25 protein-coding genes are annotated in these 24,600 nt (G+C 64.0%); 11 read left to right on the forward strand and 14 right to left on the reverse strand.

All coding sequences use genetic code 11. The features are described from left to right. Positions 1–1,272 carry an aspartate--tRNA(Asn) ligase gene (aspS, locus tag AC1ECK_RS27520; RefSeq protein WP_480324817.1) on the forward strand — a complete coding sequence of 424 codons (1,272 nt, stop codon included), beginning with the start codon at positions 1–3 and terminating at the stop codon, positions 1,270–1,272. A 12-nt stretch (positions 1,273–1,284) separates the two neighbouring features. Here aspS and AC1ECK_RS27525 read toward each other — a convergent pair whose 3' ends face one another. The 5 genes from AC1ECK_RS27525 to AC1ECK_RS27545 all read right to left on the reverse strand — a co-directional run bounded on the left by AC1ECK_RS27525 (position 1,285) and on the right by AC1ECK_RS27545 (position 6,550). Beyond that, positions 1,285–2,403 (reverse strand): alpha/beta hydrolase family protein, encoded by a 1,119-nt coding sequence (locus tag AC1ECK_RS27525; protein ID WP_480324819.1) that lies wholly within the window; start codon positions 2,401–2,403, stop codon positions 1,285–1,287. 2 nt (positions 2,404–2,405) lie between these two features. Continuing rightward, on the reverse strand, positions 2,406–3,287 hold the full coding sequence (locus AC1ECK_RS27530) for an AraC family transcriptional regulator (protein WP_480324821.1): 882 nt from the start codon (positions 3,285–3,287) through the stop codon (positions 2,406–2,408). Between the two features lie 577 nt (positions 3,288–3,864). Beyond that, positions 3,865–4,377 carry an arsenate reductase ArsC gene (locus AC1ECK_RS27535; RefSeq protein ID WP_480324823.1) on the reverse strand — a complete coding sequence of 171 codons (513 nt, stop codon included), beginning with the start codon at positions 4,375–4,377 and terminating at the stop codon, positions 3,865–3,867. A 179-nt stretch (positions 4,378–4,556) separates the two neighbouring features. Next, a complete protein-coding gene (locus tag AC1ECK_RS27540; RefSeq protein ID WP_480324825.1) occupies positions 4,557–5,297 on the reverse strand; it encodes a response regulator in 741 nt (246 codons plus the stop codon). 335 nt (positions 5,298–5,632) lie between these two features. After that, positions 5,633–6,550: a LysR substrate-binding domain-containing protein gene (locus AC1ECK_RS27545; RefSeq protein ID WP_480324827.1), complete on the reverse strand. Its 918-nt coding sequence runs from the start codon at positions 6,548–6,550 to the stop codon at positions 5,633–5,635. A gap of 112 nt (positions 6,551–6,662) precedes the next feature. Between AC1ECK_RS27545 and AC1ECK_RS27550 the strand changes: the two genes are divergently transcribed. The 4 genes from AC1ECK_RS27550 to AC1ECK_RS27565 all read left to right on the forward strand — a co-directional run bounded on the left by AC1ECK_RS27550 (position 6,663) and on the right by AC1ECK_RS27565 (position 11,385). Continuing rightward, positions 6,663–7,685, forward strand: a complete 1,023-nt coding sequence (locus tag AC1ECK_RS27550) for an aldo/keto reductase (protein WP_480324829.1) — start codon at positions 6,663–6,665, stop codon at positions 7,683–7,685. 234 nt (positions 7,686–7,919) lie between these two features. Next, positions 7,920–9,086, forward strand: coding sequence for an HPP family protein (locus AC1ECK_RS27555; protein ID WP_480324831.1), 1,167 nt, complete (start codon positions 7,920–7,922; stop codon positions 9,084–9,086). An 86-nt stretch (positions 9,087–9,172) separates the two neighbouring features. Beyond that, the gene (locus AC1ECK_RS27560; RefSeq protein WP_480324833.1) at positions 9,173–9,595 is read left to right on the forward strand and encodes a MarR family winged helix-turn-helix transcriptional regulator; all 423 of its coding nucleotides are present in this window, start codon (positions 9,173–9,175) and stop codon (positions 9,593–9,595) included. Next, positions 9,592–11,385: a chloride channel protein gene (locus AC1ECK_RS27565; RefSeq protein WP_480324835.1), complete on the forward strand. Its 1,794-nt coding sequence runs from the start codon at positions 9,592–9,594 to the stop codon at positions 11,383–11,385. Before AC1ECK_RS27560 ends, AC1ECK_RS27565 begins: the two co-directional genes overlap by 4 nt. Positions 11,386–11,448: 63 nt before the next feature. On the opposite strand, the gene rng is transcribed toward AC1ECK_RS27565, so the two are convergent. From rng to upp, 9 genes are all read right to left on the reverse strand, one after another. Further along, entirely contained in the window at positions 11,449–12,918 is a 1,470-nt protein-coding gene (gene rng, locus AC1ECK_RS27570) for a ribonuclease G (protein ID WP_480324837.1), read from the reverse strand. Positions 12,919–12,927: 9 nt separating this feature from the next. Next, the gene (locus AC1ECK_RS27575; protein ID WP_480324839.1) at positions 12,928–13,557 is read right to left on the reverse strand and encodes a Maf family protein; all 630 of its coding nucleotides are present in this window, start codon (positions 13,555–13,557) and stop codon (positions 12,928–12,930) included. Between the two features lie 113 nt (positions 13,558–13,670). Continuing rightward, positions 13,671–14,141 (reverse strand): 23S rRNA (pseudouridine(1915)-N(3))-methyltransferase RlmH, encoded by a 471-nt coding sequence (rlmH, locus tag AC1ECK_RS27580; RefSeq protein WP_480324841.1) that lies wholly within the window; start codon positions 14,139–14,141, stop codon positions 13,671–13,673. A 57-nt stretch (positions 14,142–14,198) separates the two neighbouring features. Then, on the reverse strand, positions 14,199–14,651 hold the full coding sequence (gene rsfS, locus AC1ECK_RS27585; protein ID WP_480324843.1) for a ribosome silencing factor: 453 nt from the start codon (positions 14,649–14,651) through the stop codon (positions 14,199–14,201). Between the two features lie 4 nt (positions 14,652–14,655). Next, on the reverse strand, positions 14,656–15,363 hold the full coding sequence (locus AC1ECK_RS27590) for a nicotinate-nucleotide adenylyltransferase (protein ID WP_480324982.1): 708 nt from the start codon (positions 15,361–15,363) through the stop codon (positions 14,656–14,658). Positions 15,364–15,441: 78 nt separating this feature from the next. Beyond that, entirely contained in the window at positions 15,442–16,365 is a 924-nt protein-coding gene (hemF, locus tag AC1ECK_RS27595; protein WP_480324845.1) for an oxygen-dependent coproporphyrinogen oxidase, read from the reverse strand. A 60-nt stretch (positions 16,366–16,425) separates the two neighbouring features. Beyond that, a complete protein-coding gene (gene purD, locus AC1ECK_RS27600) occupies positions 16,426–17,703 on the reverse strand; it encodes a phosphoribosylamine--glycine ligase (protein WP_480324847.1) in 1,278 nt (425 codons plus the stop codon). A gap of 261 nt (positions 17,704–17,964) precedes the next feature. Further along, positions 17,965–18,693 carry a YebC/PmpR family DNA-binding transcriptional regulator gene (locus AC1ECK_RS27605; protein WP_480324849.1) on the reverse strand — a complete coding sequence of 243 codons (729 nt, stop codon included), beginning with the start codon at positions 18,691–18,693 and terminating at the stop codon, positions 17,965–17,967. A 445-nt stretch (positions 18,694–19,138) separates the two neighbouring features. Further along, entirely contained in the window at positions 19,139–19,789 is a 651-nt protein-coding gene (upp, locus tag AC1ECK_RS27610; protein WP_480324851.1) for a uracil phosphoribosyltransferase, read from the reverse strand. A gap of 245 nt (positions 19,790–20,034) precedes the next feature. Between upp and AC1ECK_RS27615 the strand changes: the two genes are divergently transcribed. From AC1ECK_RS27615 to kdpA, 6 genes are all read left to right on the forward strand, one after another. Then, positions 20,035–20,814, forward strand: coding sequence for an SDR family oxidoreductase (locus AC1ECK_RS27615; protein WP_480324853.1), 780 nt, complete (start codon positions 20,035–20,037; stop codon positions 20,812–20,814). Positions 20,815–20,884: 70 nt separating this feature from the next. Continuing rightward, positions 20,885–21,274 (forward strand): methylglyoxal synthase, encoded by a 390-nt coding sequence (locus tag AC1ECK_RS27620; RefSeq protein WP_480324855.1) that lies wholly within the window; start codon positions 20,885–20,887, stop codon positions 21,272–21,274. Positions 21,275–21,364: 90 nt separating this feature from the next. After that, positions 21,365–22,339, forward strand: a complete 975-nt coding sequence (locus AC1ECK_RS27625) for a quinone oxidoreductase family protein (RefSeq protein WP_480324857.1) — start codon at positions 21,365–21,367, stop codon at positions 22,337–22,339. Positions 22,340–22,567: 228 nt separating this feature from the next. Then, a complete protein-coding gene (locus AC1ECK_RS27630; protein ID WP_424067034.1) occupies positions 22,568–22,681 on the forward strand; it encodes a potassium ABC transporter ATPase in 114 nt (37 codons plus the stop codon). Beyond that, positions 22,678–22,770 (forward strand): K(+)-transporting ATPase subunit F, encoded by a 93-nt coding sequence (gene kdpF / locus AC1ECK_RS27635; RefSeq protein ID WP_133660324.1) that lies wholly within the window; start codon positions 22,678–22,680, stop codon positions 22,768–22,770. The genes AC1ECK_RS27630 and kdpF overlap by 4 nt, the downstream gene beginning before the upstream one ends. Continuing rightward, complete coding sequence (kdpA, locus tag AC1ECK_RS27640; RefSeq protein WP_480324860.1) at positions 22,767–24,572, forward strand: potassium-transporting ATPase subunit KdpA; 1,806 nt, start codon at positions 22,767–22,769, stop codon at positions 24,570–24,572. The genes kdpF and kdpA overlap by 4 nt, the downstream gene beginning before the upstream one ends. The last annotated feature ends 28 nt before the right edge of the window (positions 24,573–24,600 follow it).

The raw sequence follows: 24,600 nt of genomic DNA on the forward strand, positions 1-24,600 counted from the left end.
ATGAGGACGTTAGTCGAAGACGTGAAGCACCGTATCGGTGAAGTGGTGACGCTTTATCTGACGCTCGATGTACTGAGGGACCAGAAGAACCTGCAGTTCCTGCTCGCCCACGACGCCACCGGCACGCTGCAACTGGTCGTCGACAAGGCGTCGGTGGCACAGCATGCTCAGGCGGGACAATTGCTCACCGGTTCGACCTTCGCGGTCACCGGTGTTGTCGTGAGCGCCGCGCAGAGCAAGACCTTTGGCGTAGAGCTTCAGGTCCGCTCGGTGGAGGTGTTTTCGCGGGCGCAGCCTTATCCGGTTACCGGGACGAGCAGCGTCGACCTGCGCTTTAACCATCGCGTCGTGGACCTGAAGACGCCCAAGTGGCAGCTCATGTTGCGTTTGCGCAGCGCGCTCGAATTCGCTTGCCGCGAGTTCGCGCTAGGGCGAGGTTTCACCGAGCTGCACACACCCAAGCTGATGGGTAACGCCAGTGAAAGCGGCGCCCAGGTGTTTCGCGTCAGTTATTTCGAAACCGAGGCTTTTCTCGCGCAGTCGCCGCAGTTCTATAAGCAGATGGGCATTGCGTCGGGGCTCGAAGGCGTGTTCGAAATCGGACCGGTGTTTCGCGCGGAGGAAAGCCGCAGCAGCCGGCATATGACCGAGTTTACGGGTCTGGACATCGAATTCGCCTGGGCCTTCGAAACCGCACAGGTCACGTCCTTTGAGGAGCAGATGCTGCGCTATGCCTTCGCCAGGCTCGCGCCGTTTGCCGCGGACGTCAAAGCGCTATTCGGTGTCGATCTGCTGCTTGAGCCGAGCGTCGAACATCTCAGCCTGGCCGAGGCGAAGACGATTCTCTCTGCTCACGGCATGCCTCTCGGTCCGGCGCAAGACCTGCCCGACGAAGGTGAAAGCATGCTGTATAAAGTGCTTAGCTCCGACCTGATCTTCGTGAGCGACTATCCGATCGCCAGGCGTCCGTTCTATCACGCATGGGACCGGGAGCAGGGCACGACGAAGAGCTTCGATCTGATCTTCAGGGGCATTGAAATCACCACCGGCGCGCTGCGCGAGCATCGTTACGACGTGCTGTGTCAGCAGGCGACCGAGAAGGGCATCGAGCTGGCCAGCATCACGCACTACCTCGACAACTTTCGCTACGGTTGTCCGCCGCACGGTGGCTTCGGTCTCGGCATCGAACGGGTGATCATGCGGCTGCTGGGTCTCGCCAATGTCAAGGAGGCCGCGTTCGTGCCGCGCGACCCGGAGCGCCTCGTGCCCTGAGGTCTGCTCCGGCTACTGTGTGGTTGCCGGCAGCGTATGGCTGAAGAAGTCGAGCACCGCTTCGATCGCTTGTGCATGGATGGTGTCGCGCTCGACCCCCGGCGGGTCCTGGCAAATTCTTGCGAGGCGCTCGACCACGGCCGGCACACAGGTGTCCATAAACGTGTAATGCGTGGCGCCAGGCAACAAGGTGACCTTGGCGTTGGGCATGAAGCCTGCCATCCGTTGAAGGTTGGTTGCAACCGGCACGGTGACGTCGTTGGTGCCGGCCAGTAGCGATACCGGAATCTCGATCCCCGCAAAAGATGTCTCGTTGAAGGCCTCGCCCAATGCCGGCGCGATGGCGAAGACGGCCTTGATACGCGGGTCCCGGTACGAGGCGCCCGAGCGTGCCATCGATGCGGACATTTGCGGCGAGAAATTGGTCGGTACGGGTGCACCGCCTTGAAGACGTTGCATCTCGGGCGGATGGCAGATCGCATCCGCGGCGGGCGAAGCGCAGAAGCTCAGGAATCCTTGCAGATCGGTTCGCGCGCCCGCCAGTTCGAGGACCGTGTAGCCGCCGAGCGAAAAACCCGCCGCGCCGATGCGCGTGGTATCGATGCGCTTGCCCAGCACCGGATCGGCGAGCAGGCCGTCGAGCACCTCGCTTTGGTCGGTGGCGCGCTCCCACCAGAGCATGAAGCCTTCACGGGTCAGTGGCTCCAGTGCATTGTTGCCCGGATGATTGACGCCGGCCACGATATAGCCGTTCGCGGCGAGCGCGGAGGCTAACCAGTCGAGACTGGCGGCGGTCCCGCCGGTGCCGTGCGACAACAGCACTAGCGGATACCTTGCGTGAGCGGCGGAAACGGGGGCGTTGTTTGCGAGTGCATGCCCCTGGAAGAGCGGTCGGCCACCTTCGTCGATCGTGTGGGCCGATTCGGGGATGTCGGCATCCACTGGATACCAGAGGTTCGTGATGAGCGCCTCGGTCTGCGCGCCGCGCCAGTTGCGCGCGACGGTGGGATGAAAGACCCGCATGGCTGCGCCGACGTGATACGGCGCGGGGCTGTCGTTGCCGGCGGCAGTAGCTGAGGTGGCGCAGCATGCCGCGATCAGTGCGACGGCGGCGAAGTAACGACGAAGCATGTCTAGTCCTTGCGAACGGGAATCATCAGGTCGGTGACGTATTCGTGCTGCCGGTCCGGCGCAGGCCGGCTGCGATAGAACTCGAGCGCCAGCCGGGCGTCGGGTTCGTAGCCGCTTTGCGGCAGCCAGCCGCCGAACAGCGCCTGGAACGTCGGTGCAATCAGCGCGTAGGGACCGACCAGCCGGTGGGACGCATACAGTCCCCCCTCGATCCGCACGGTTTCAAGCGGACTGGGTGCTGGCATCGTGATGCTCCGTACGACGGCAGCCAGATAACGAAAGCTGCCGGGCTCTTCCGGATCCCCGGAGCACAGGCCGATCGTGCCTTGAGCCAGCGCCTCCTTCGGGCTGCAGCCCAATCTCTGCCACAACGCCTTGAAGGTCTGGCTGATGGTGGCGGTGGGACCGTCGTGGCGAAGACACAGCACATCGATCGGAGCAAGCTCGACCAGTTCGACGCACGGCAAATCAGCGCCGGTAGCCGCGCGGCCTACGTTGGCGTCTGCGATGCGTGGCCCACTTGCATCGGGAGCGCTCAGGCGTCGTTGCCGCATCTGGAAGGTGCTCGGACTGATGCCGGCAAAGCCGCGAAACGCCCTTGAGAACGCTTGCGGACTCTCGTAGCCCACTTTGCCCGCCACGGTGGTCACCGAATCACCCGCGACGGTCAGACGATGGGCCGCCTGAGCGAGCCGCACGCGCTGGACCGTTTCAGCGATGCTCTCGCCGGTCAGCGCACGGTAGATACGGTGGAAGTGAAAAGGCGAGAGGTGCGCGAGCGAGGCGAGGCTTTCCACCGTGTGGGGCGCACCTGGATCGGCGAGGATCGCCTCGATGACGCGGGCGATCCGGCGATGGTAGTCACGTTCTGTGCTGGGCTTCATGATGGCCGTAGCATAGTCCGTTAGCGCAGGGATGGCGGTGCAGAGCTTGCTGATTTTCCACTGCGCCGGCCGCTGCCGCGAGCGGTGCCGGTGCGCCGTTTAACCGAAGCGCGACTGCATGGGCGGTGCCATCTCATCGAACGGTGTGCCGAGTTGTCCACATAATCTGTTCGCAAGGCTGTGGACAATTCCCGGGAAAACCGCGCAAGTGGTTGAAACGATGGAGTTTGTGCGCTGCGCGACGGGAGTGTGCATTGGCCCGGTTGCGGACCCTCTGCAAGCGGCTACGGATTATGTAACGACTGGCTCTCAAGGAAACGCCGGGCCGCCCCAAGTTTGCTTGACCCCCTCGGGGGGCCTGACGCGTAAGCGGCAGGTCTGGGGGCCCTCAAGCAAACGCCGGGCCGCCCCAAGTTTGCTTGACCCCCTCGGGGGGCCTGACGCGTAAGCGGCAGGTCTGGGGGCCCTCAAGCAAACGCCGGGCCGCCCCAAGTTTGCTTGACCCCCTCGGGGGGCCTGACGCGTAAGCGGCAGGTCTGGGGGCCCTCAAGGAAACGCCGGGCCGCGAGCGGTGCGCTCAACCCTGACACACGATGCCGCTGTCGTCGGCCACGCGCTCCACGCTCTGCGCGCTCGAGGCCGCAGGCAGCGCATAACGGGGCAACTCCATGAACAGCGTCACGCGGCGCACGATCTGCCAGAAGACCTTTTCGAACGAGCGGGTGCGTTCCTCCGCGGTCATGCCTTGCGCGAGCGGGTCGGCAAACTCCCAGTTGACGAACAACGGGGCACCCGGAAACGCCGGCGCGTGATACTCGGAGACGCGCTCGTCGAGCGCGACGATCAGGTCCATGCGTGGCGCCCACTCGCCGGTAAACTCGAGCCAGCTCTTGGGGTTGAGCAGGCCGAGTTCGGAGATGCCGGGGCGCAGTTGCGCAATTGCCAGCGCGTGAACCCGCGCGGCCGGTTCCGCTCCCGCGCTGAATACCTCGAAGCGGTGGCCTGCCAGCTCGCGCAGCAGCGCTTCGGCAATGATGCTGCGCGCTGAATTCTCACGACAGAGAAACAGCACTTTATATTTTGTGGTCACGCTCTCGCCCCGTTGCATCGTTTTTCATTGTGAGCGGGATTTTGCCGACTCTGTCTTGCACTTGCGTGACAGTCCCATGACCGGGATGGCCGACAAGCTTTCACCTCTACTGCAGCGCAGCGCGTTGCACCCCGGCGTTTGCGCCGTCGCTCCGAGCCACAGCCGCGAGCGCGGACATTCTAGACCAACGCCGATGGCTGCACCTGCGCATGTTGTTCGCCGTCGGGAACGAAAACATAGCCACGGCCGCGGACCGTCTGGATCAGGCGCGGGGCCGACGGATTGGCTTCGAGAATTTGCCGCAGACGCCAGACCTGCACGTCGACCCCGCGGTCGGTATGCTCGCCTTCCGGACCGTACAGCAGACCGATCAGACGTTCCCGGGTCAGGGTGCGCATCGCATGATTGACGAATACCTTGAGCAGGGCGAATTCGGTGGCGGACAGGATTATCGAGCGGCTTTCGGCGCTCAGGGTGCGGGACTGGAAGTCCAGCGTGAAGCGACCGAAGTGGAACGGCAGGCGTTGCTCGGGTGCGGCGGGCGCCGGCAAGGCGCGGCGGCGCCGCAAGATGGCCTGGACGCGCGCAACCAGCTCGCGCGGGTTGAACGGCTTGCTGATGTAGTCGTCAGCGCCCATTTCCAGGCCGACGATGCGGTCCACGTCATCGTTGCGGCCGGTCAGCATGATGACGGGAGTATCGTCGCCGGACGCGCGTAGCCGCCCAAGGGCAGTGAGTCCGTCGACGCCGGGCATCAACACGTCGAGCACGATCGCATCCGGCCGCTCGCGTTCGAGCTGCTGCATTAGCGCGCCTGCGTCATGCAAGGCGGTGACCTCGATACCTTGGCGTCCCAGGTATTCACACAGGAGGCTGCGCAGCTCCAGGTCGTCGTCGACGAGAAGGATTCGAGTGGTCATGGCATCCCGATACGGGCGAAGGGCAGATGGCTCGTGCAGATGGCCGGCCGCGCGGTATCCCGATGCTGAGGGGAGGCCGGCAGGAACCGGCGCATCCGCCGTTGAATGCTTTAACGGTCTGGCGCAGCGAAATCCGTTGCTATGGGCGAAAATTTTTTACGCGTGCCGGGAAGTGGCGGTGACGGGCGGAAATGATCTGGTTTTCTAACAAAAGGCTTTCTCTTGCCCTTTGTACAGGTGGATTTCATTTGCCGCCATGGTGGCTCGTAAACGTGGTGGAAGACGCGGGGGACGCTGATGTGAGGAGCCAGGTGCCGACGATGTGTCAAACGCTTTCAGGCTGTACCTTGGGACTCCAAACCATCCTTCTCCAGAATGAAATCCACCAGGGCCCGCAGTGGCCCCGGCATGTGAGACCGGCTGGGATAGTAGAGAAACGGTCCGCTGAAAGACTGCCACCAGTCGTCGAGTATCGGCAGCAGTTTGCCGTTCTCGATAGCCGGCCTTAGAAATTCGTCGAACGTATACAGGATCCCGAGTCCATCAATGGCGGCGCCGCGTTGGAGTTCGATCACCGAGGCAATCATCGGCCCATTCGGCTCGATCCGCACCGTTTCGTCGCCGCGTCTGAACTCCCAGGTGGCCAGCACGCCGCTATCGAAGCGGTGGCCGATACACGCGTGGTCAACCAGTTCGCGCGGATGCTGCGGCGTGCCGCGCGCCGCCAGGTACGACGGCGCGGCGGCAGCGACGAAGTGTTGCACGCGCGGGCCGATCGGCACCGCGATCATGTCGCGCTCGAGCCGCTCGTCGTAGCGGATGCCGGCGTCGAAACCCGCCGCGAGGATATCGATAAAGGTGTCGTTGGTGCCGACGTCCACGGTGATGCCCGGATGAGCGGCGAGGAAGCGCGAGAGCAGGGCAGGCAGGATTTCCCGTGCCGCGATCGACGGCACATTCAGGCGCAGCGTGCCCGTGGGACTCTCGCGAAACAGGTTGACGGCATCGAGCGCGCTGGCGATTTCGCCGAAGGCCGGCGCCAGCCGCTCGAACAGCCGCTGCCCCGCCTCGGTGGGCGTGACGCTGCGGGTCGTGCGATTGAGCAAACGCACGCCCAATTGTTGCTCCAGCCGCCGGATCGCCTCGCTGAGCGAGGACGCTGAAACCCCGCGCGTCGACGCCGCATGCCGGAAGCCGCGGGCCTGGGTGACAGCGACGAAGGCTTTCAGATCGGAAAGGTCGGGTTCCGGCATTGTTCGCAATTCCGCACAGGCTATTCGAATTGAGATGGATTATCGCACGCAGCAAATGGGCCGATACTTCGCATCAAGCGCCTCACATGCGGCGCACCTACCGAGGACGATCATGAAGCAACTTCAACTGGGTAAGACCGGTCCGCAAAGCTCAGCGCTGGGCCTGGGCTGTATGGGTATGTCGGGAATGTACGGTCCGGCCGACCGGGCCGAGAGCATCGCCACGATCCACGCCGCGCTGGAAGCGGGTATCACGCTGCTCGATACCGGCGATTTCTATGGCTCGGGGCACAACGAACTGTTGATTGGCGAGGCCCTGAAAAGCGCGCCGCCGTCACGCCGCGACGCCGCCATCGTCAGCGTGAAATTCGGCGCGATGCGTGATCCCGCGGGCGGCTGGTCGCTCTACGATGCACGGCCGGCGGCGGTGAAAAACTTTCTTGCGTATTCGCTGCAGCGGCTGGGCGTCGATCATATCGACATCTACCGTCCGGCGCGGCTCGATCCCAACGTGCCGATCGAAGATACCGTGGGCGCGATTGCCGACATGATCAAGGCCGGCTATGTGCGGCACGTCGGGCTGTCCGAAATGGGCGCAACGACCATCCGGCGTGCGGCGGCGGTGCATCCGGTGAGCGATCTGCAGATCGAATATTCGCTGATTTCGCGTGGCATCGAAGATGAGATTCTGCCGGTCTGCCGCGAGCTTGGAATTGGTGTGACGGCGTACGGGGTGCTCTCGCGCGGTCTGATCAGCGGGCACTGGACCAGGGAGTCCGCCGGTAAGGGCGATTTCCGCGCAATGAGCCCGCGTTTCCAGGGCGCGAATGTCGACCACAATCTCGCGCTGGTCGAGGCGCTGCGCAAGGTCGCGCAGGCGAAAGGCGTGACGGTCGCGCAGATCGCGATTGCGTGGGTCGCTGCGCAAGGCAGCGATATCGTGCCGCTGGTCGGCGCCCGCAAGCGTGAGCGGTTGGCGGAGGCACTCGGTGCTGCGGATGTACAGTTGAGTCGCGAAGATCTCGCCGCGATTGCCGAGGCGGTGCCGAATGGCGCTGCGGCAGGCGAGCGCTATGCGGCTGCGCAGATGGCGCATCTGGATAGCGAAAAGGGCAGTCATGGTCACGCGGGATAAGCTTCGCTAACCCGTATTTCCGGCAGGACGTGGGCCGTCCGGCAGAGCGAAGTCTGTTCTGCCGGGCGGCCCTTATCGTTTTTGATGCTTTGTCTCGTTACGCTTCAACAGAATGGCATGCATCACAACGTGATATATAATCGCGGCGATCTGTCAGTTCGTTTCGGGAGGGGTTGACCGCAAGGTGTGGTCCCGTCCCGCGTCTTGCCATTCACCCTCGCTCCCAGTCCAATCTTGTCCTCCTACGCGGTCGTTCGCTGGCTTTCCAGCTTCATCCCCAGTCCTATCGCGGTCCGCTGGCCGGAACGCCTGAGGTCGTGTCTCGGTGCGTTGCTCGGGATCGCGTTTACCGGCGGGACCATGCACCTCCTGCTCGGACCGGCCGCCAGCATTCCGCTGCTCGTTGCGCCAATGGGCGCATCGGCGGTGTTGCTGTTCGCGGTTCCCGCAAGTCCGCTCGCCCAACCGTGGTCCATCATTGGCGGCAATCTCGTCTCCGCGACGGTTGGCGTTGCGTGTGCCAGCTTGATCGCCGATCCGGTCGGCGCCGCCGCGCTGGCCGTCGCACTGGCGATTTGCCTGATGTTTGCGCTGCGCTGTGTTCACCCTCCGTCAGGCGCGGTCGCGTTGACCGCAGTCCTTGGTGGTCCGGCCGTTCACGCCCTGGGTTACCGTTTTGTCGTCGAGCCGATTGCTATGCAGTCCGCAGCGCTTCTGGCCGCCGCGATCGTGTACCACGCGGTCACCGGGCATCGTTATCCGCACGTCGCACACCAGAGTCCAGGCAAACGTGCGGCAGGATCTTCCGTGACGGCCAAGGAGAGCTTCACGCGCGCAGACCTCGAGGCGGTATTGAACCGGCGCAGTGAGTTGCTGGACATCGATCTCGACGATCTCGAATCGCTGCTGCACGATGTCCAGTTGCAGGCCTATGCCCGGACGGTCGGCCAACTGAGCTGCGCAGACATCATGTCGAGCCCTGTGGTTGCCGTGTCAGCGACGACGCGAGCTTCGCAGGCGTGGAGTTTGCTGAAACAGCGCGGTATCAAGGCGCTTCCGGTCATAGATGCGAGCCGGCGCGTGATCGGCATCGTGACGCGTGCCGACCTCGTCGACAAACAGGGCCTCGGGAACGCGTCCGGTCTGCCGCATCTGCTGCATCGCTGGTTCAAGCCGGCGAAGGATTCGGCGCCAGTCGTCGGCGCATTGATGAACCCCGACGTGCGCACTGTCGCGATGACGACATCTTTCGTGGAACTGTTGCCTCTCTTCGCAAATGACGGGCACCACCATATTCCAGTGCTGGATGCCGAGCAACGGCTCGCCGGCATGATCACGGAGGCGGATCTGATTGCGGGCCTGTACCGTCAGGCCTATACGGAGCCGCGGCGCGCAGCGTAGTCGCTGTCTCTGTTGCTACGGCTGAATGCGGGCATAAATATCACAAAGTGATATAGTTGGAATTTCCCCATCGTGACGGAATCCTGATGAAAACACTCACGCGCGGCTTGACCAAGGCGGACTTCGAGCAACTGTCCGAGTTTCGCTATCAGATGCGACGTTTCGAACGCTTTTCCGAGCAGGCCGCGCAGGGTGAAGGCATTACACCTTTGCAGTATCTGTTGCTGCTGCACATCAAGGGATATCCGGACCGCGAGTGGGCGACCATCGGCGAACTCGCCGAACGGCTCCAGTCGCAGCATCACGGTGTGGTCGCGCTGGTGTCCCGTTGCGAGGCGCTTGATCTCGTCCGGCGCAAGATCAGTGACACCGACCGCCGCCAGGTCGAGGTTCATCTGCTGAAAACGGGCGAGCAGGTGCTCTCCCGTCTTGCCGAGATGCACCGTGCCGAACTGAAGTCTCTCGAAGGCGCCTTTAACGTTCCCCAGATCGATGTTGACCAACCATGAATCACAACACGCATAAGCGCGACTTTTCGTCTAACGCACGGCTTCCCGGCATCTCCCTGCTTGCGGCAGGAATCGGTGCGCTCAGCACGCTCGCGGCATTCGTGCTGCTCAGCCTGATCCATCTGTTCACGAACCTGTTTTTCTTCGGTGCGTTTTCTTTCGCGGATCGATCGCCGGCACTGAACACACTCGGTGCCTGGGTGATCCTGATACCGGTTGCGGGTGGCCTGATCGTGGGTCTCATGGCGCGCTACGGTTCGGAGAAAATTCGCGGCCACGGTATCCCCGAAGCGATCGAAGCCATCCTGTTCGGCAAGAGCCGCATGTCACCGAAAGTCGCGATTCTCAAGCCGCTGTCGTCCGGCATTGTGATCGGAAGCGGGGGACCGTTTGGCGCCGAAGGCCCGATCATCATGACCGGCGGTGCGCTCGGTTCGCTGATCGCGCAGTGCGTGAAGCTCACCTCGGCGGAACGCAAGACGCTGCTGGTAGCCGGCGCGGCTGCGGGCATGACGGCCGTCTTCGGTACGCCCGTGGCGGCGGTGCTGCTGGCGGTTGAGTTGCTGCTGTTCGAATGGCGGCCGCGCAGCTTCTTGCCGGTCGCATTGGCCTGTGCGGTTGCGGGCTTTGCGCGCGCGGCCTTCTTCGGCACAGGGCCGCTGTTTCCGCTCGAAACCGCGCCGCCTGACGCGCTGTCGCTCGTGTCGTGCGTGATTGCCGGCCTGCTGAGCGGCGCATTGGCTTCCGGCCTGTCCGCTGCGTTGTACAAGACGGAAGATCTGTTCGGCAAGCTGCCGATTCACTGGATGTGGTGGCCCGCGCTTGGCGGCCTGGTTGTGGGGATTGGCGGATTGATTGAACCGCGCGCGCTCGGCGTAGGTTATGACGTGATCGGCGACTTGCTGCACCAGCATATCCTGTTGCAAGCCGCTGCCGCGATCCTGATTGTGAAGGCAGTTATCTGGGTGGTCGCGCTGGGCTCCGGTACGTCGGGCGGGGTGCTCGCTCCGCTGCTTATGTTGGGAGCAGGGCTTGGCACCGTGCTCAGCCACGTGCTGCCAGGCGGCGAGCCGGCGCTGTGGCCCCTCGTTTGCATGGCGGCAACGCTGGGTGCAACGCTCGGCGCGCCGCTCACGGCAATCGTCTTTGCATTTGGTCTCACGCACGATAGCAACGCTTTGTTGCCGCTCCTTGCCGCTACGCTGGTGGCGCACGGCTTTGCGACGGTGGTCATGCGTCGCTCCATCATGACGGAAAAGATCGCCCGTCGTGGGTATCACATTTACCGCGAGTATGGTGTCGATCCGCTCGAACGCCATTACGTCGAAGAAGTGATGTCCCGTTCGGTCGAGACCATCGACGCCGACCTGTCAGTTGGTGAGGCGCTGACGACCTTCTTTGGCGCCACGCAAACGCATCGGGGCTATCCGGCGGTCAAGGATGGCGTGGTGACCGGCATGGTCGATCGCGCCGCGCTCGAACGCTTTCGTGACGAAGGGAACGCTCTGGCATCCGGCTCGCGCCTGGCTGACGTGTTGAGCGGCAGTGCGCTGGTTGTCGCCTTGCCTGATGAAACCTGCAGGCTGGTTGCCACGCGGCTCGCGGTGCATGGTCTTGAACGTTTGCCTGTGGTGGCTGACAGAAAGACTTTGCGGCTGGTGGGGATCGTCTCGCGAAGCGATCTGGTCAAGCCGTCTCTTGCGCACTTCGAAGAAGAGCACAAGAAAGAGCGGTTTCGACGCGTGGCGTTAAACCGGAGCGTTAGACGGTCGGTTATCTCTCGATCTTGATCGCAGTGGTCTGCTACTCCAGGCAGACCCTCTGCGCGTCCAGGCCATGTGGTGCGACAAGACCTACATCAACACGATATCGTACTGCTCCTGGCTCAAATTCGACTCCACCTGCAACGACACCGGCTTGCCGATGAAATCGATCAGCATCGCCAGATGCTGCGACTCCTCTTCGAGGAACAGATCGATCACCTGCTGCGAAGCCACCACGCGGAACTCGCGCGGATTGAACTGGCGCGACTCGCGCAGAATCTCGCGCAGCACGTCGTAGCACACGGTGCGCGCCGTCTTCACCTGCCCCTTGCCCTGACACACGGGGCAAGGTTCGCACAGCACGTGCGCGAGCGATTCACGGGTGCGCTTGCGCGTCATCTCCACTAGCCCAAGCTGCGAGAAACCATTCACGGTCACCCGCGTGCGATCGCGTGACAAGGCCTTCTTCAACTCGCCGAGCACCTGGTCGCGATGCTCGGTGTTTTCCATATCGATGAAGTCGATGATGATCACGCCGCCCAGATTGCGCAGCCGCAACTGCCGGGCAATCGTGTGCGCCGCTTCGAGGTTGGTCTTGAAGATCGTATCGTCGAAATTGCGCGCACCGACATAGCCGCCGGTGTTGACGTCGATGGTCGTCATCGCTTCGGTCTGGTCGATGACGAGGTATCCGCCCGACTTCAGATCGACGCGCCGCGACAAGGCCCGCTGAATCTCGGTCTCGATGTTGTACAGATCGAACAGCGGCCGCTCGCCGGTGTAGTGATGCAGCTTCGACGACACCGCGGGCGTAAACTCCGTCGCGAAATCGGACAGCATCTGGAAGGTCTCGCGCGAGTCGACCTGGATGCGCGTGGTCTCGTCATTGACGAAATCGCGCAGCACGCGTTGCGCCAGATTCAGGTCCTGGTAGAGCAGGCTGGTGGGCGGCATGCGCTGGCCCTGCGAGACGATGGTCGCCCACGTCTTGCGCAGATAGGCCACGTCGCCGGCCAGCTCTTCGCTCGTGGCATCCTCGGCGATCGTGCGCACGATGTAGCCGCCTTTCTCGTCCGCGGGCAGCACGGCAGTCAGGCGTGCGCGGATCGCTTCGCGCTCGGCTTCGCTTTCGATCTTCTGCGAAATGCCGATGTGCGGTTCCTGCGGCAGATAAACCAGCGTGCGTCCCGCGATGCTCACCTGGGTGGACAGCCGCGCGCCCTTGGTGCCGATCGGGTCTTTGACGACCTGGACCATCAAGGTCTGACCTTCGAAGACAGTCTTTTCGATCGGCTGATGGGTTGCCTGGTGTTGCGGCTCTCCCGCAAGACGCGGGTGCCAGATATCGGCGACGTGCAGGAACGCGGCGCGCTCGAGGCCGATATCGATAAAGGCCGACTGCATGCCCGGCAACACGCGAACCACCTTGCCGAGATAGACGTTGCCGACGCGCCCACGCGACAGGGTGCGTTCGACGTGAAGTTCCTGGACGGCGCCCTGCTGGACCAGCGCGACGCGCGTTTCCTGCGGCGTGACATTGATCAGGATTTCTTCATTCATGGTGTTGTTCTAGAAGTCGAGGCGCGCTGCACGCAGGAGTGCAGCGGTTTCAAAAAGAGGCAAACCCATGATACCTGAATAGGACCCCTCGATACGCTCGATAAACTCCGCGGCGCGCCCTTGCACGCCATAGGCGCCTGCCTTGCCGAGCGGCTCGCCGCTTGCGACATAGCGTTGCAGGGCGCTCGCTTGCACTGCAGCAAAACGCACTCGCGACACCGACAGGGCGGTGGGCAGCAACTCGCCATCGGCCTTGACCACCGTGAGCGCCGTCAGCACTTCGTGTTCGCGTCCGGCGAGGCGCGTGAGCATCGCGAGGGCGTCGTCGGCGTCGGTGGGCTTGCCGAGGATCGCGTCATCGATCGTGACGGTTGTGTCCGCAACGAGGATGGGCGCCTCCATATGGCCGCCGGCGACGAGCCGTGCACGCGCCGCCTGCGCCTTGGCTTCGCACACCCGTACCACATAGTCGTGCGCGAGCTCGCCGGGCAATTCGGCTTCGAGCGCTTCGGCGTCTTCGTCGGCGCGCGGCAGCAGCAGTTCATAGCGTACGCCGAGCTGTTGCAACAGTTCCCGGCGGCGCGGACTTTGGGAGGCGAGGTAGACGAACGGATGCAGTGCAGCAGCGGGCGTAGCCATAAAGGATCTCGTAAGGCGTGTTGCGTGAAGGATGCGTGCGCATGACGCGCGCAAAAGGCGCGCTGCGGCGCCGGGCGGCCGCAGGCGTTCGGGATTTCAGCGTCGTCGCGCGTTCACACGCGGTGATAGGGGTGATTTTGCGTGATGGTCCACGCGCGGTAAAGCTGTTCGGCAAGCAGCACGCGCACCATGGCGTGCGGCAGAGTCAGGCTGGAGACGCGCAGCAGCATGTCGGCGCGCGCCTTGAGGTCGGGGTCGAGCCCGTCGGCCCCGCCGATCAGGAATGCCACGTCGCGCCCGTCCTGCTGCCAGCCGGGCAGGGCGGCGGCAAGCTGCATGGTGGTCCAGTCCTTGCCGCGTTCGTCGAGCGCGACGATGCGCGCGTTCTTCGGCAATGCGGCTTCGATCTTCAGGCGCTCGGCCGCCATCACGCTCTCGGCCGGCCGCCCCGACGAACGCTGCTCGGGCTTGATCTCGCGCAGTTCGATGCGCAGCTCGGGCGGCATGCGCCTGGCGTACTCGTCGAAGCCGGTGGCGATCCAGTCCGGCATCTTGTGGCCGACGGCGAGGATATGCAGCTTCATCACGGATGCAGTCGCGGACGATCGATCAACGTTGCGTACGGTAAACCGCTCACGCGCTTAACGACGGCGCGCGGGCGTCTTGCGGGCGGGCTTGGCGGCCGGTTCTTCGTCTTCCTCATCCTCGTCGAGCGGCTCGCTGGCACGGGCGCCGCCAAACGGGCTTGGGCTCGTCAGCTTGATCCGCACCGGCTTGTCGCCCCAGATTTCTTCGAGGTTGTAGTACTGGCGCAGCGCCGGTTGCAGGATGTGCACGACCGCGTCGCCGCAATCGACCAGCACCCATTCGCCCACGTCTTCACCTTCCGTGCTGATGATTTCGCCGCCCGATTCCTTGACCTTTTCGCGCACGCTGGAGGCGAGCGCCTTGGTCTGGCGATTCGAGGTGCCGGAGGCGACGATCACGCGATCGAACAGTCCGGTCAGGTGGCTGGTGTTGAACACCTTGATGTCTTGCGCTTTCACGTCTTCGAGGGCGTCGACGATCGCGCGTTGCAGTTTACGAATATCCATAAGGTTACCGGTGGTACAGATGATGTTGAAGAATATAGTCCCACACCGCAGCGGGGACATGGCTCGCGGCCTCGTTCTGTTGCTGGCCGCCGGCATGCTGGACCAGACGTTCGCGCAGATGCGCGCGGATATCGGTGGCCGAAACGTCGAAGGCCAGCGTGGTATCGATCAGCAGATGACCACAGGGTGTTGCTTGCAGCACGTCGGCATCGGCCTCGCGTACGGCAATCTCGGCGGCGACGGCCGGCGCGATCGTGGCGAGCTCGAAGCCGGGTCGGGTTGCCGCGCAGATATGCGCGAACTCGAACAAACGGCGCCATTCGCGCCACGTGTCCAGATGCACGAGCTGGTCGGCGCCGATCAGCATCGAGAGCGAGACCTGCGCACCCTCGCGTTCGCGCCAGCGTTGCAGCGTCTCGACCGTGTAGGTGGGGCCGTCGTGTTCGATCTCGTCGGTGGCGACGCTCACCTTCACGCCCGGCAGTTCCAGCGAGCCGGCCGCGGCGCGGGTCATCGCGAGGCGGTCGGCGGCCGCTGAGACGTCCGGCTTTTGCCAGGGCTGGCCGGCCGGCAGCAGCACCAGCTCGGTCAGGTTTAGCACCTCGGCGAAACGGCGCGCAAGCGCCAGATGGCCGTCGTGGATCGGGTCGAAAGTGCCGCCCAGCAAGCCGATCCGGCGAGGCAGGGCAACGGGGTGAGCGTTCGCGTTCAGGTGAGAATCCTTTGTGTGACGGCGCCAGCGGGCGGCTCGGTTAGCTTGCCGGCGAGGCCGGCGGAGCCTTGCGTGCCTTCAGACCCACTCGCGCGGCACGAGAAAATCGCTGTAAAGGCGTGCTTCGGGCGTGCCCGGCTGCGGCTGCCAGTTGTAGCGCCAGTTCACCACAGGCGGCATCGACATCAGGATCGACTCCGTGCGTCCGCCGCTCTGCAGCCCAAACAGTGTGCCACGGTCGAAGACCAGGTTGAACTCGACGTAGCGGCCGCGCCGGTACGCCTGAAAATCGCGTTCGGCCTCGCCGTACGGGATGGCGCGGCGTTTTTCGATGATCGGCAGGTAGGCTGTGAGGAACGCGTCGCCGACGCTTTTCAGCATCGCGAACGATTGCTCGAAGCCCGGCTCCGAGAAGTCGTCGAAGAAAATCCCGCCGATGCCGCGCGGCTCGTTGCGGTGCTTGAGAAAGAAATACTCGTCGCACCAGCGCTTGAAGCGCGGATACAGTTCGGCGCCATATGGTTGTAGCGCGTCGCGGCAGACCCGGTGGAAATGCTGCGCGTCTTCCTCGAAGCCGTAGTACGGCGTCAGATCCATGCCGCCGCCGAACCAGAACACCGGCGCTTCGCCCGCCTTGGTGGCGATCAGGAGGCGCACGTTCATATGCACCGTCGGACAATACGGATTGTGCGGGTGCAGCACGAGCGACACGCCCATCGCCTCGAAGCCGCGTCCGGCGAGCTGCGGGCGAGCGGCGCTCGCCGAGCCCGGCAGCGCGTCGCCGGCAACATCGGAAAAGCCGATGCCGGCGCGCTCGAAGAACTGGCCGCCCTCCAGCATCCGCGTGGTGCCGCCGCCGCGCAGCTTCTCGCCGGGGGCGCGTTGCCAGGCGTCGGTGGCGAACGGGGTGCCGTCGAACGCGCCGAGCGTGTCGGCGATGCGCGTTTGCAGGCCTTGCAGCCAGCTACGTACAGCCTGTACGTCGTAGTTCGAAGCGGTCATGAATGGTGTGCCAAGGGCGGCGCGCCGGGCGCGCCGCGGGTTCATCGGGGTTGCTCGGTTTCAGCTATGTTTGCGGTTCAGTGCCCGGTAGCCGATGTCGTGGCGATACTGCATGCCGTCGAACGAGATCTGGTTGATGGTCTCGTACGCCACAGATTGCGCGCTGCGCACCGAATCCGCCAGCCCGACCACGCACAGCACACGGCCGCCCGACGTGGTCAGCTTGCCGTCGGCCAGCGTGGTGCCGGCATGGAACGTCACCGAATCGTCAGTCTCGGCCGGAATATCGCTGATCCGGTCGCCTTTGCGCGGGCTGTCCGGATAGTTGTGCGCGGCCAGCACGACGCCGAGCGCGGTGCGGCGGTCCCACTCCAGTTCGATCGTATCGAGCGTGCCGGCAATCGCCTGTTCCACCACCTTCGAGTAGTCGCCTTTCAGGCGCGCCATGATCGGCTGCGTCTCGGGGTCGCCCATACGGCAGTTGAACTCGAGCGTTTTGGGGTTGCCATGCGCGTCGATCATCAGGCCCGCATACAGGAAACCGGTGTAGCGGATGCCTTCCTTCTCCATGCCTTGCACGGTCGGCAGGATGATCTCGCGCATCACGCGGGCGTGCAGTTGCGGCGTGACGATCGGCGCGGGCGAATAGGCGCCCATGCCGCCTGTGTTCGGGCCCTGATCGTCGTCCAGGAGACGCTTGTGATCCTGGCTCGAGGCGAGCGGCAGCACGTGCTTGCCGTCCACCATCACGATGAAGCTCGCTTCTTCGCCGGCGAGGAATTCCTCGATCACGACGCGCGCGCCGGCGTCGCCGAGCTTGTTGTCCGACAGCATCATGTCCACGGCGGCATGCGCTTCCGCGAGCGTCTGCGCGACCACCACGCCCTTGCCGGCGGCGAGGCCGTCGGCCTTGATGACGATCGGCGCGCCCTTGGCGTCGAGATAAGCGTGCGCCGCGGCGACGTCGGCGAAGGTTTCGTATTCGGCGGTCGGAATCGCATGACGCTTCATGAACGCCTTGGCGAAGTCTTTCGAGCTTTCGAGCTGCGCAGCTTCCTTCGTGGGCCCGAAAATTTTCAGGCCGCGCGAGCGGAACAGGTTGACGATGCCGGCGGCGAGCGGCGCTTCCGGCCCGACCAGCGTGAAGGCGATCTGTTCTTTCTCGACGAAATCGGCGAGCGCAGCCGGCTCGGTGATGTCGACATTGCGCAGACGCTCGTCCTGGGCGGTGCCGCCGTTGCCTGGAGCCACGTAGACGAGCTGGACCCGCGGCGATTGCGCGAGCTTCCATGCGAGCGCGTGTTCGCGACCGCCGGAACCGACGACGAGTAACTTCATGTGATTCCCCGAAGACTTAAAAACCATGAACGGCCGGCGCGTGAGCGCGAGCCGTGAATATCCGCAAGGTTCGCACAAGGCGAACGGCTAACCTGCGACGCCGGCACCAGAAAACGGCCGACGGGCCTCAGGTTTGCAAAAAGCAGTGGCAAAGCAGTGACGACAGCCATTTGCAAGCGCACTTGCAACGGACCGCATGCAAGCGACGCGCTACCGCCGCGAGGGCCTGCGGGCGCTGCCCCTTGGGCGCGCCCGCGCGGCTTACTGGTCGGCGATGGCAGCGTTTGTATAGACTTCCTGCACGTCGTCCAGATTTTCGAGCGCGTCGAGCAGCTTTTGCATCTTCACCGCGTCGTCGCCGGTGAATTCCACTTCCGTCTGAGGTTTCATCGTCACCTCAGCCAGTTCCGCCTTGAAACCGGCGGCCTCGAGCGCGGACTTCACCTTCGGGAAATCGTTCGGCGGGCAGAGCACTTCGATACTGCCGTCCTCGTTCGTCACCACGTCGTCGGCGCCGGCTTCGAGCGCCGCTTCCATCAGCTTGTCTTCCGCCGTGCCCGGCGCAAACAGGAACTGGCCGACGTGATCGAACATGAACGACACCGAGCCGTCCGTGCCCATGTTGCCGCCGTTCTTCGAGAACGCGTGACGCACTTCGGCAACGGTGCGGGTGCGGTTGTCCGTCATCGTGTCGACGATCACCGCGGCGCCGCCGATGCCGTAGCCTTCGTAGCGGATTTCTTCGTAGCTTGCGCCGTCGACGCCGCCCACGCCACGCTGGATCGCGCGGTTGACGTTGTCCTTCGGCATATTGGCGTCATACGCCTTTTCGACGGCGAGCCGCAGACGCGGGTTCGAGTCGATATCGCCTCCGCCCATGCGGGCGGCTACCTGAATTTCCTTGATGAGCCGTGTCCAGACCTTGCCGCGCTTGGCATCGGCCGCTGCTTTTTTATGCTTGATGTTGGCCCATTTCGAATGACCCGCCATACCTTTCTCCATCGCGCGCGCCAGTGGGGCGCACGCATAGTGTAATTGTCGTTGCGATGTCGGGCGCTTGAGAAGGCGCGCCTCGATGTCAGACCGCGATATCGGACTGCGGTGTTAGACCGTTCCCACCTTGAACCTGTAGCGCCCGGCAATCGGGACCGGACCGGTCTGGACTGGGTCCCGCGGACTGCTGACCGCCAACGGCGCGCCTGCCGCGCGGTTGGGGCGGGGGAGCGCTGCCGGCGCCTGCGCGCGAAAAGCGCCATGCCGGCTTGCGCGGCCCCGCAAAGGCGCGATGCGCCGGGCGATTGTGCAAGTTGAGCCGCTCGATGAGCGGATGCGAATTTTATCATGCCGCGGGGCCGCAGCAGTGGGGTGGGACGGGGAAAGAACGTGTCTGTCGGCGCTGCGGCGCGGTTTTCATGCGCCGCAGCGCCCCGCAATCTCAGTTCTTGGTTCCGAACAGCCGGTCGCCGGCATCGCCGAGGCCCGGCACGATATACGCGTGATCGTTCAGATGCGAATCGAGCGACGCCACGTACAGTTTGACGTCCGGATGCGCGTCCTGGAACACCTGGACGCCCTCCGGGGCGGCCACCAGCGCGAGGAACAGGATGTTTTCGCCCGGCACGCCGCGGCGCTTGAGGACGTCCACCGCGTGCACCGCCGAGTAGCCGGTCGCCACCATCGGATCGCACAGGATGAAGATGCGATCTTCCAGGTCCGGCAACCGCACCAGATACTCGACCGGCCGGTGGTCGTCCGCGCGGTACACGCCGATATGACCGACGCGCGCCGACGGAATCAGCTCGAGCAGCCCGTCCGACATGCCGACGCCGGCCCGCAGCACCGGCACGATCGCCAGTTTCTTGCCGGCGATCACCGGCGCGTCGATCTCGACGAGCGGGGTGGTGACGCGGCGCGTGGTCATCGGCAGGTTGCGGGTGATTTCATAGCCCATCAGCAGCGTGATCTCGCGCAGCAGTTCGCGGAACGTGCGCGTCGAGGTGTCCCGGTCGCGCATATGCGACAGCTTGTGCTGGATCAGCGGGTGATCGAGGATGAAAAGATTGGGGAAACGGCTGTCCTGTGTCATGGCGGGGTCGCGAGCGGCGGCAAGAGGAATCGGTCGGCGGCCCGCCCGGCCGGAACAACCGGCAGGCAGGTGCGCCACGGCTGCAAGTTTACCGAAAGTGCCGCCCGAAGATACCGGAGATTGCGGCGAGGCCGGCGGCAATCGGGCACCGATTCTTCTAGAATCGGGGGAAATGGTTCGCGCGGGCCACTCCGGGCCAGCGCGAGCACGGTCGCAACAGGAAATGACAAACCAAGGACAAACACATGGACATGGGAATCGCAGGACGCACCGCACTGGTCTGCGCGGCGAGCAAGGGGCTGGGCCGCGGCTGCGCGGAGGCGCTGGCCGCCGAGGGCGTGAATCTGGTGATCGTCGCGCGCACGGCTGAGACGCTCGAAGCGACCGCCGCCGCGATCCGCGCGCAAAGCGGCGTCGAGGTCAAGACCGTGGCCTGCGACATCACCACGCCGGAAGGCCGTGCGGCGGCGCTCGCCGCCTGTCCGCAACCCGACATCCTCGTCAACAACGCGGGCGGGCCGCCGCCGGGCGACTTCCGCAACTTCACCCATGACGACTGGATCCGCGCGCTCGAAGCCAACATGCTGACGCCGATCGAGCTGATCCGCTCGACCATCGATCACATGAGCGCGCAAGGGTTCGGCCGGATCGTCAATATCACCAGTTCGGCGGTGAAAGCGCCGATCGACGTGCTGGGCCTCTCGAACGGCGCGCGCTCGGGACTGACCGGTTTTGTCGCGGGCCTTGCCCGCAAGGTGGCGCGCGAGGGCGTGACGGTCAACAACCTGCTGCCCGGACTGTTCGACACCGACCGCATCGCCACGACCTTCGACGCTCAGGCCAAGGCGCAGCAGATCTCCGTCGACGAAGCGCGCAAGCGGCGCATGGCGACGATTCCGGCGGGCCGCTTCGGCAACCGCGATGAATTCGGCCGCGCTTGCGCGTTTCTGTGCAGCGCGCATGCCGGATACATCACCGGGCAGAACTGGCTGATCGACGGCGGCGCTTATCCTGGAACGTTCTGAACGCACCGTTCGGCTGCGGCATCATCCCGATAACCACAACAACATCTCAGATATCTGGAGTCTTACGTCAATGACCACCCGCATCGCGCTGATCGCGCACGATCATAAGAAGGACGACATCGTCCGGCTCGCCGGCGAATACGCCGATACGCTCAGGCGTTGCGACATCGTCGCCACCGGCACGACCGGCTCGCGAATTGCGCAAGCGCATGGGCTGAACGTCGAACGCATGCTCTCCGGCCCGCACGGCGGCGACCTGCAGATCGGCGCGCAACTCGCCGAAGGTCACGTCGATATGGTGATCTTCCTGCGCGACCCGATGACGCCGCAGCCGCATGAACCGGACATCAACGCGCTGGTGCGCGCATGCGACGTGCATAACGTGCCGTGTGCGACCAACATCTCGACCGCACGGATGATTCTCGAAGTGCTGACGCTGAGGTTCGCGGAGAAAGCATGAGCCGGCTCTGCGCCGCGCCCGGAGTGAACCACGCAAATTCAGGCAATAACGCAATAACGCATCGGACAAGAGGAGAGGAGAGGAGACGTGATGGTCAAGGCAATTCGTTACGACAAGACCGGCGACCCCGAGGTGATGAAGTGGGTCGACGTGGACACAGGCGAGCCGGGCAACGGCGAGATCCGTGTCAAGCAGCATGCGGTGGGGCTGAACTACATCGACGTCTATTTCCGCACCGGCCTGTACAAGCAGCCGCTGCCGGGAGGACTGGGCATGGAAGCGGCCGGCGAGGTCACGGCGGTCGGTGCGGGCGTCACCGGCCTGCAGGTGGGCGAGCGCGTCGCCTATGTGGCGCGCCCGCCCGGCGCCTATAGCCAGGAACGCGTGCTGTCGGCCGCCCAGGTCGTCAGACTGCCCGATGCAGTGAGCTACGAAGACGCCGCTTCGGCGATGCTGCAGGGGCTGACCGCGCAGTATCTGCTGCGCCGGACCTACCCGGTGAAAGCGGGCGACACGATCCTGATCCAGGCCGCGGCCGGCGGCGTCGGCCTGCTGGCCTGTCAGTGGGCCAAGGCGCTCGGCGCCACGGTGATCGGCACGGTCGGTTCGGACGAGAAGGCGGAAATCGCCAAGGCGCATGGCTGCGACCATACGATCGTCTACACCCGCGAGAATTTCACCAAGCGCGTCCGCGAGATCACCAACGGCGCCGGCGTGCCGGTGGTGTACGACTCGATCGGCAAGGACACGTTTACGGCCTCGCTCGACTGCCTCGCGCCGCTCGGCATGTTCGTGAGCTTCGGCAACGCATCGGGCCCGCTTCCGCCGCTCGATTCCTCCGAGTTCGCCGGACGCGGCTCGCTGTTCTTCACCCGGCCGACGCTGTTTACCTATATCGCCAAACGCAGCGACTACGAAGCGATGGCGGCGGAACTGTTCGAGATGCTGGTCTCGGGCAAGGTCAGGACCAGCATCAACCAGCGCTACGCGCTCGCCGATGTGGCCCGCGCGCATACCGAACTCGAAGCGCGCCGCACCACCGGTTCGACGATCCTGTTGCCGTAATCGCGCCATAGCGGATCCATAAAAATTCCGCGCTGCACCAGGGCCGGCGCGGTTCCCCGTCGTTTCCCGCCACGCCAGCCCTGACAAGCCTGAGGCCGTTCCGCACCATGCGGAGCGGCCTTTTTCGTTTACGCGTTTTTTATATCGTCCTTGCCATCTTTGACCAGGCCTTTACGCAGTTCGGCATAACGTTCTACCCATCCAAAGTCCGCAACTGGAGAACACAAAATGGATGTGCTGTACGTCGGGGGGATAGTGCTTTTTGCCGCGCTGACCTTTGCTTTGATTGCCGGCTGCGAGAAGTTGATGCAGTTCCGGCGTGGCCAGGGAGCGCGCTCATGAGCTGGATTCTGTGGTTATCGGGCGCGGCTACCGCGCTGCTGTTCGCCTACCTCGTCTATGCGCTGCTGCGCGCGGAGGACATTGAATGAACGCCAACAATGTCCTGCAGACGGTCATTTATGTGGTCGTGCTGCTTGCGCTCGCCGTGCCGGTCTCGCGCTATATCACGCGTGTGATGGACGGCACCTCCCGGGTAGTCCGCTTCGGTGGGCCGCTCGAGCGGCTCCTCTATCGCATCGCGGGCGTCGATGCGTCGGCCGAGATGGGCTGGAAGCACTACGCGATTGCTACGATCGCGTTGAACGTGCTCGGCACGCTGTTCCTGTACCTGCTGTTGCGTATTCAAGGCTGGCTGCCTGGCAATCCGCAGCAATTCGGTCCGATGTCGGTGGACAGCGCCTTCAATACCGCTGTGAGCTTCGTGACCAACACGAACTGGCAGGATTACACGCCTGAACAGACCACCGGCTATCTGGCGCAGATGCTCGGCTTCACGGTGCAGAACTTCCTGTCCGCCGCTACCGCGATCGCAGTCGTGGTCGCGTTGATCCGTGGCTTCGCGCGCCATTCGGCGCAGACCATCGGCAACTTCTGGGTCGACATTACGCGTGCGACGCTGTATGTGCTGGTGCCGATGGCCGCCATCATCGCCGCCTTGCTGATGAGCCAGGGCGTGATTCAGAACTTCAAGTCGTATCAGGACGTGCCGACGCTGCAAACCACGACCTATGCGGCGCCGAAGCTCGATGCGCAAGGCAACCCGGTGAAGGATGCGAAGGGTAACGCGGTGACGGTCGACACCAAGGTGACGACGCAGACCATCGCGATGGGCCCGGTGGCGTCGCAGGAAGCGATCAAGATGCTCGGCACCAATGGTGGCGGCTTCTTCAACGCCAACTCGGCACACCCGTACGAGAACCCGACGCCGTTCAGCAACTTCCTGCAGATTCTCTCGATCCTGATCATTCCGGCATCGCTATGCCTGGTGTTCGGGCGGATGATTGCGGACAACAAGCAGGGTATCGCGGTCCTCGCTGTGATGACGATTGCGTTCACCGCGTGCGTGGTGGGCGAAATCAACGCCGAGCAAGCCGGTAACCCGACCTTGACCGCGCTGCACGTCGACCAGTCCGCCGGTGCACTGCAGCCGGGCGGCAACATGGAAGGCAAGGAAACCCGCTTCGGGATCGCCCAGACGGGGATCTTCACGGTCGCCACGACGGCGGCTTCGTGCGGTGCAGTCGATGCGATGCACGATTCGCTGACCCCGCTCGGCGGCCTCTACCCGATGCTGCTGATCCAGTTGGGCGAAGTGATCTTCGGCGGGGTGGGCTCCGGCATGTACGGGATGCTCGTGTTCGCGCTGCTCGCCGTGTTTGTGGCCGGCCTGATGATCGGCCGCACGCCGGAATACGTCGGCAAGAAGATCGAAGCGTATGAGATGAAGATGGTGTCGATCGTGGTGCTGCTCACGCCGCTGCTGGTGCTCGTGGGTACCTCGATTGCGGTGCTGACCGATGCGGGCAAGGCGGGTATCGCCAACCCCGGTGCGCACGGCTTCTCGGAAATTCTCTACGCATTCAGCTCGGCTGCGAACAACAACGGTAGTGCGTTTGCCGGTCTGACGGTGAGCACGCCGTTCTACAACTGGTTGACCGCGATTGCGATGTGGTTTGGCCGTTTCGGCACGATCGTGCCGGTGCTGGCGATCGCCGGCTCGCTGGCAGGCAAGAAGCGCCTGGCCGTCACCGGCGGCACGCTGCCCACGCATGGTCCGCTGTTTGTCGTGCTGCTGCTCGGCACCGTGCTGCTCGTCGGCGCACTGACGTACGTGCCTGCGCTCGCTCTCGGCCCCGGCGTCGAACATCTGATGATGATCGCCGGCCATTGATGCCTGGCAACTGAGACGGGCGATTCGG

This window comes from Paraburkholderia sp. SSBN10T (assembly GCF_056619545.1).

Coding starts and splice junctions, on each gene's coding strand:
- aspS (WP_480324817.1), top strand. CDS start 1: ATGAGGACGTTAGTCGAAGACGTGAAGCACCGTATCGGTGAAGTGGTG.
- AC1ECK_RS27525 (WP_480324819.1), bottom strand. CDS start 2,403: ATGCTTCGTCGTTACTTCGCCGCCGTCGCACTGATCGCGGCATGCTGC.
- AC1ECK_RS27530 (WP_480324821.1), bottom strand. CDS start 3,287: ATGAAGCCCAGCACAGAACGTGACTACCATCGCCGGATCGCCCGCGTC.
- AC1ECK_RS27540 (WP_480324825.1), bottom strand. CDS start 5,297: ATGACCACTCGAATCCTTCTCGTCGACGACGACCTGGAGCTGCGCAGC.
- AC1ECK_RS27545 (WP_480324827.1), bottom strand. CDS start 6,550: ATGCCGGAACCCGACCTTTCCGATCTGAAAGCCTTCGTCGCTGTCACC.
- AC1ECK_RS27550 (WP_480324829.1), top strand. CDS start 6,663: ATGAAGCAACTTCAACTGGGTAAGACCGGTCCGCAAAGCTCAGCGCTG.
- AC1ECK_RS27560 (WP_480324833.1), top strand. CDS start 9,173: ATGAAAACACTCACGCGCGGCTTGACCAAGGCGGACTTCGAGCAACTG.
- AC1ECK_RS27565 (WP_480324835.1), top strand. CDS start 9,592: ATGAATCACAACACGCATAAGCGCGACTTTTCGTCTAACGCACGGCTT.
- rng (WP_480324837.1), bottom strand. CDS start 12,918: ATGAATGAAGAAATCCTGATCAATGTCACGCCGCAGGAAACGCGCGTC.
- AC1ECK_RS27575 (WP_480324839.1), bottom strand. CDS start 13,557: ATGGCTACGCCCGCTGCTGCACTGCATCCGTTCGTCTACCTCGCCTCC.
- rlmH (WP_480324841.1), bottom strand. CDS start 14,141: ATGAAGCTGCATATCCTCGCCGTCGGCCACAAGATGCCGGACTGGATC.
- rsfS (WP_480324843.1), bottom strand. CDS start 14,651: ATGGATATTCGTAAACTGCAACGCGCGATCGTCGACGCCCTCGAAGAC.
- hemF (WP_480324845.1), bottom strand. CDS start 16,365: ATGACCGCTTCGAACTACGACGTACAGGCTGTACGTAGCTGGCTGCAA.
- purD (WP_480324847.1), bottom strand. CDS start 17,703: ATGAAGTTACTCGTCGTCGGTTCCGGCGGTCGCGAACACGCGCTCGCA.
- AC1ECK_RS27605 (WP_480324849.1), bottom strand. CDS start 18,693: ATGGCGGGTCATTCGAAATGGGCCAACATCAAGCATAAAAAAGCAGCG.
- upp (WP_480324851.1), bottom strand. CDS start 19,789: ATGACACAGGACAGCCGTTTCCCCAATCTTTTCATCCTCGATCACCCG.
- AC1ECK_RS27615 (WP_480324853.1), top strand. CDS start 20,035: ATGGACATGGGAATCGCAGGACGCACCGCACTGGTCTGCGCGGCGAGC.
- AC1ECK_RS27620 (WP_480324855.1), top strand. CDS start 20,885: ATGACCACCCGCATCGCGCTGATCGCGCACGATCATAAGAAGGACGAC.
- AC1ECK_RS27625 (WP_480324857.1), top strand. CDS start 21,365: ATGGTCAAGGCAATTCGTTACGACAAGACCGGCGACCCCGAGGTGATG.
- AC1ECK_RS27630 (WP_424067034.1), top strand. CDS start 22,568: ATGGATGTGCTGTACGTCGGGGGGATAGTGCTTTTTGCCGCGCTGACC.
- kdpF (WP_133660324.1), top strand. CDS start 22,678: ATGAGCTGGATTCTGTGGTTATCGGGCGCGGCTACCGCGCTGCTGTTC.
- kdpA (WP_480324860.1), top strand. CDS start 22,767: ATGAACGCCAACAATGTCCTGCAGACGGTCATTTATGTGGTCGTGCTG.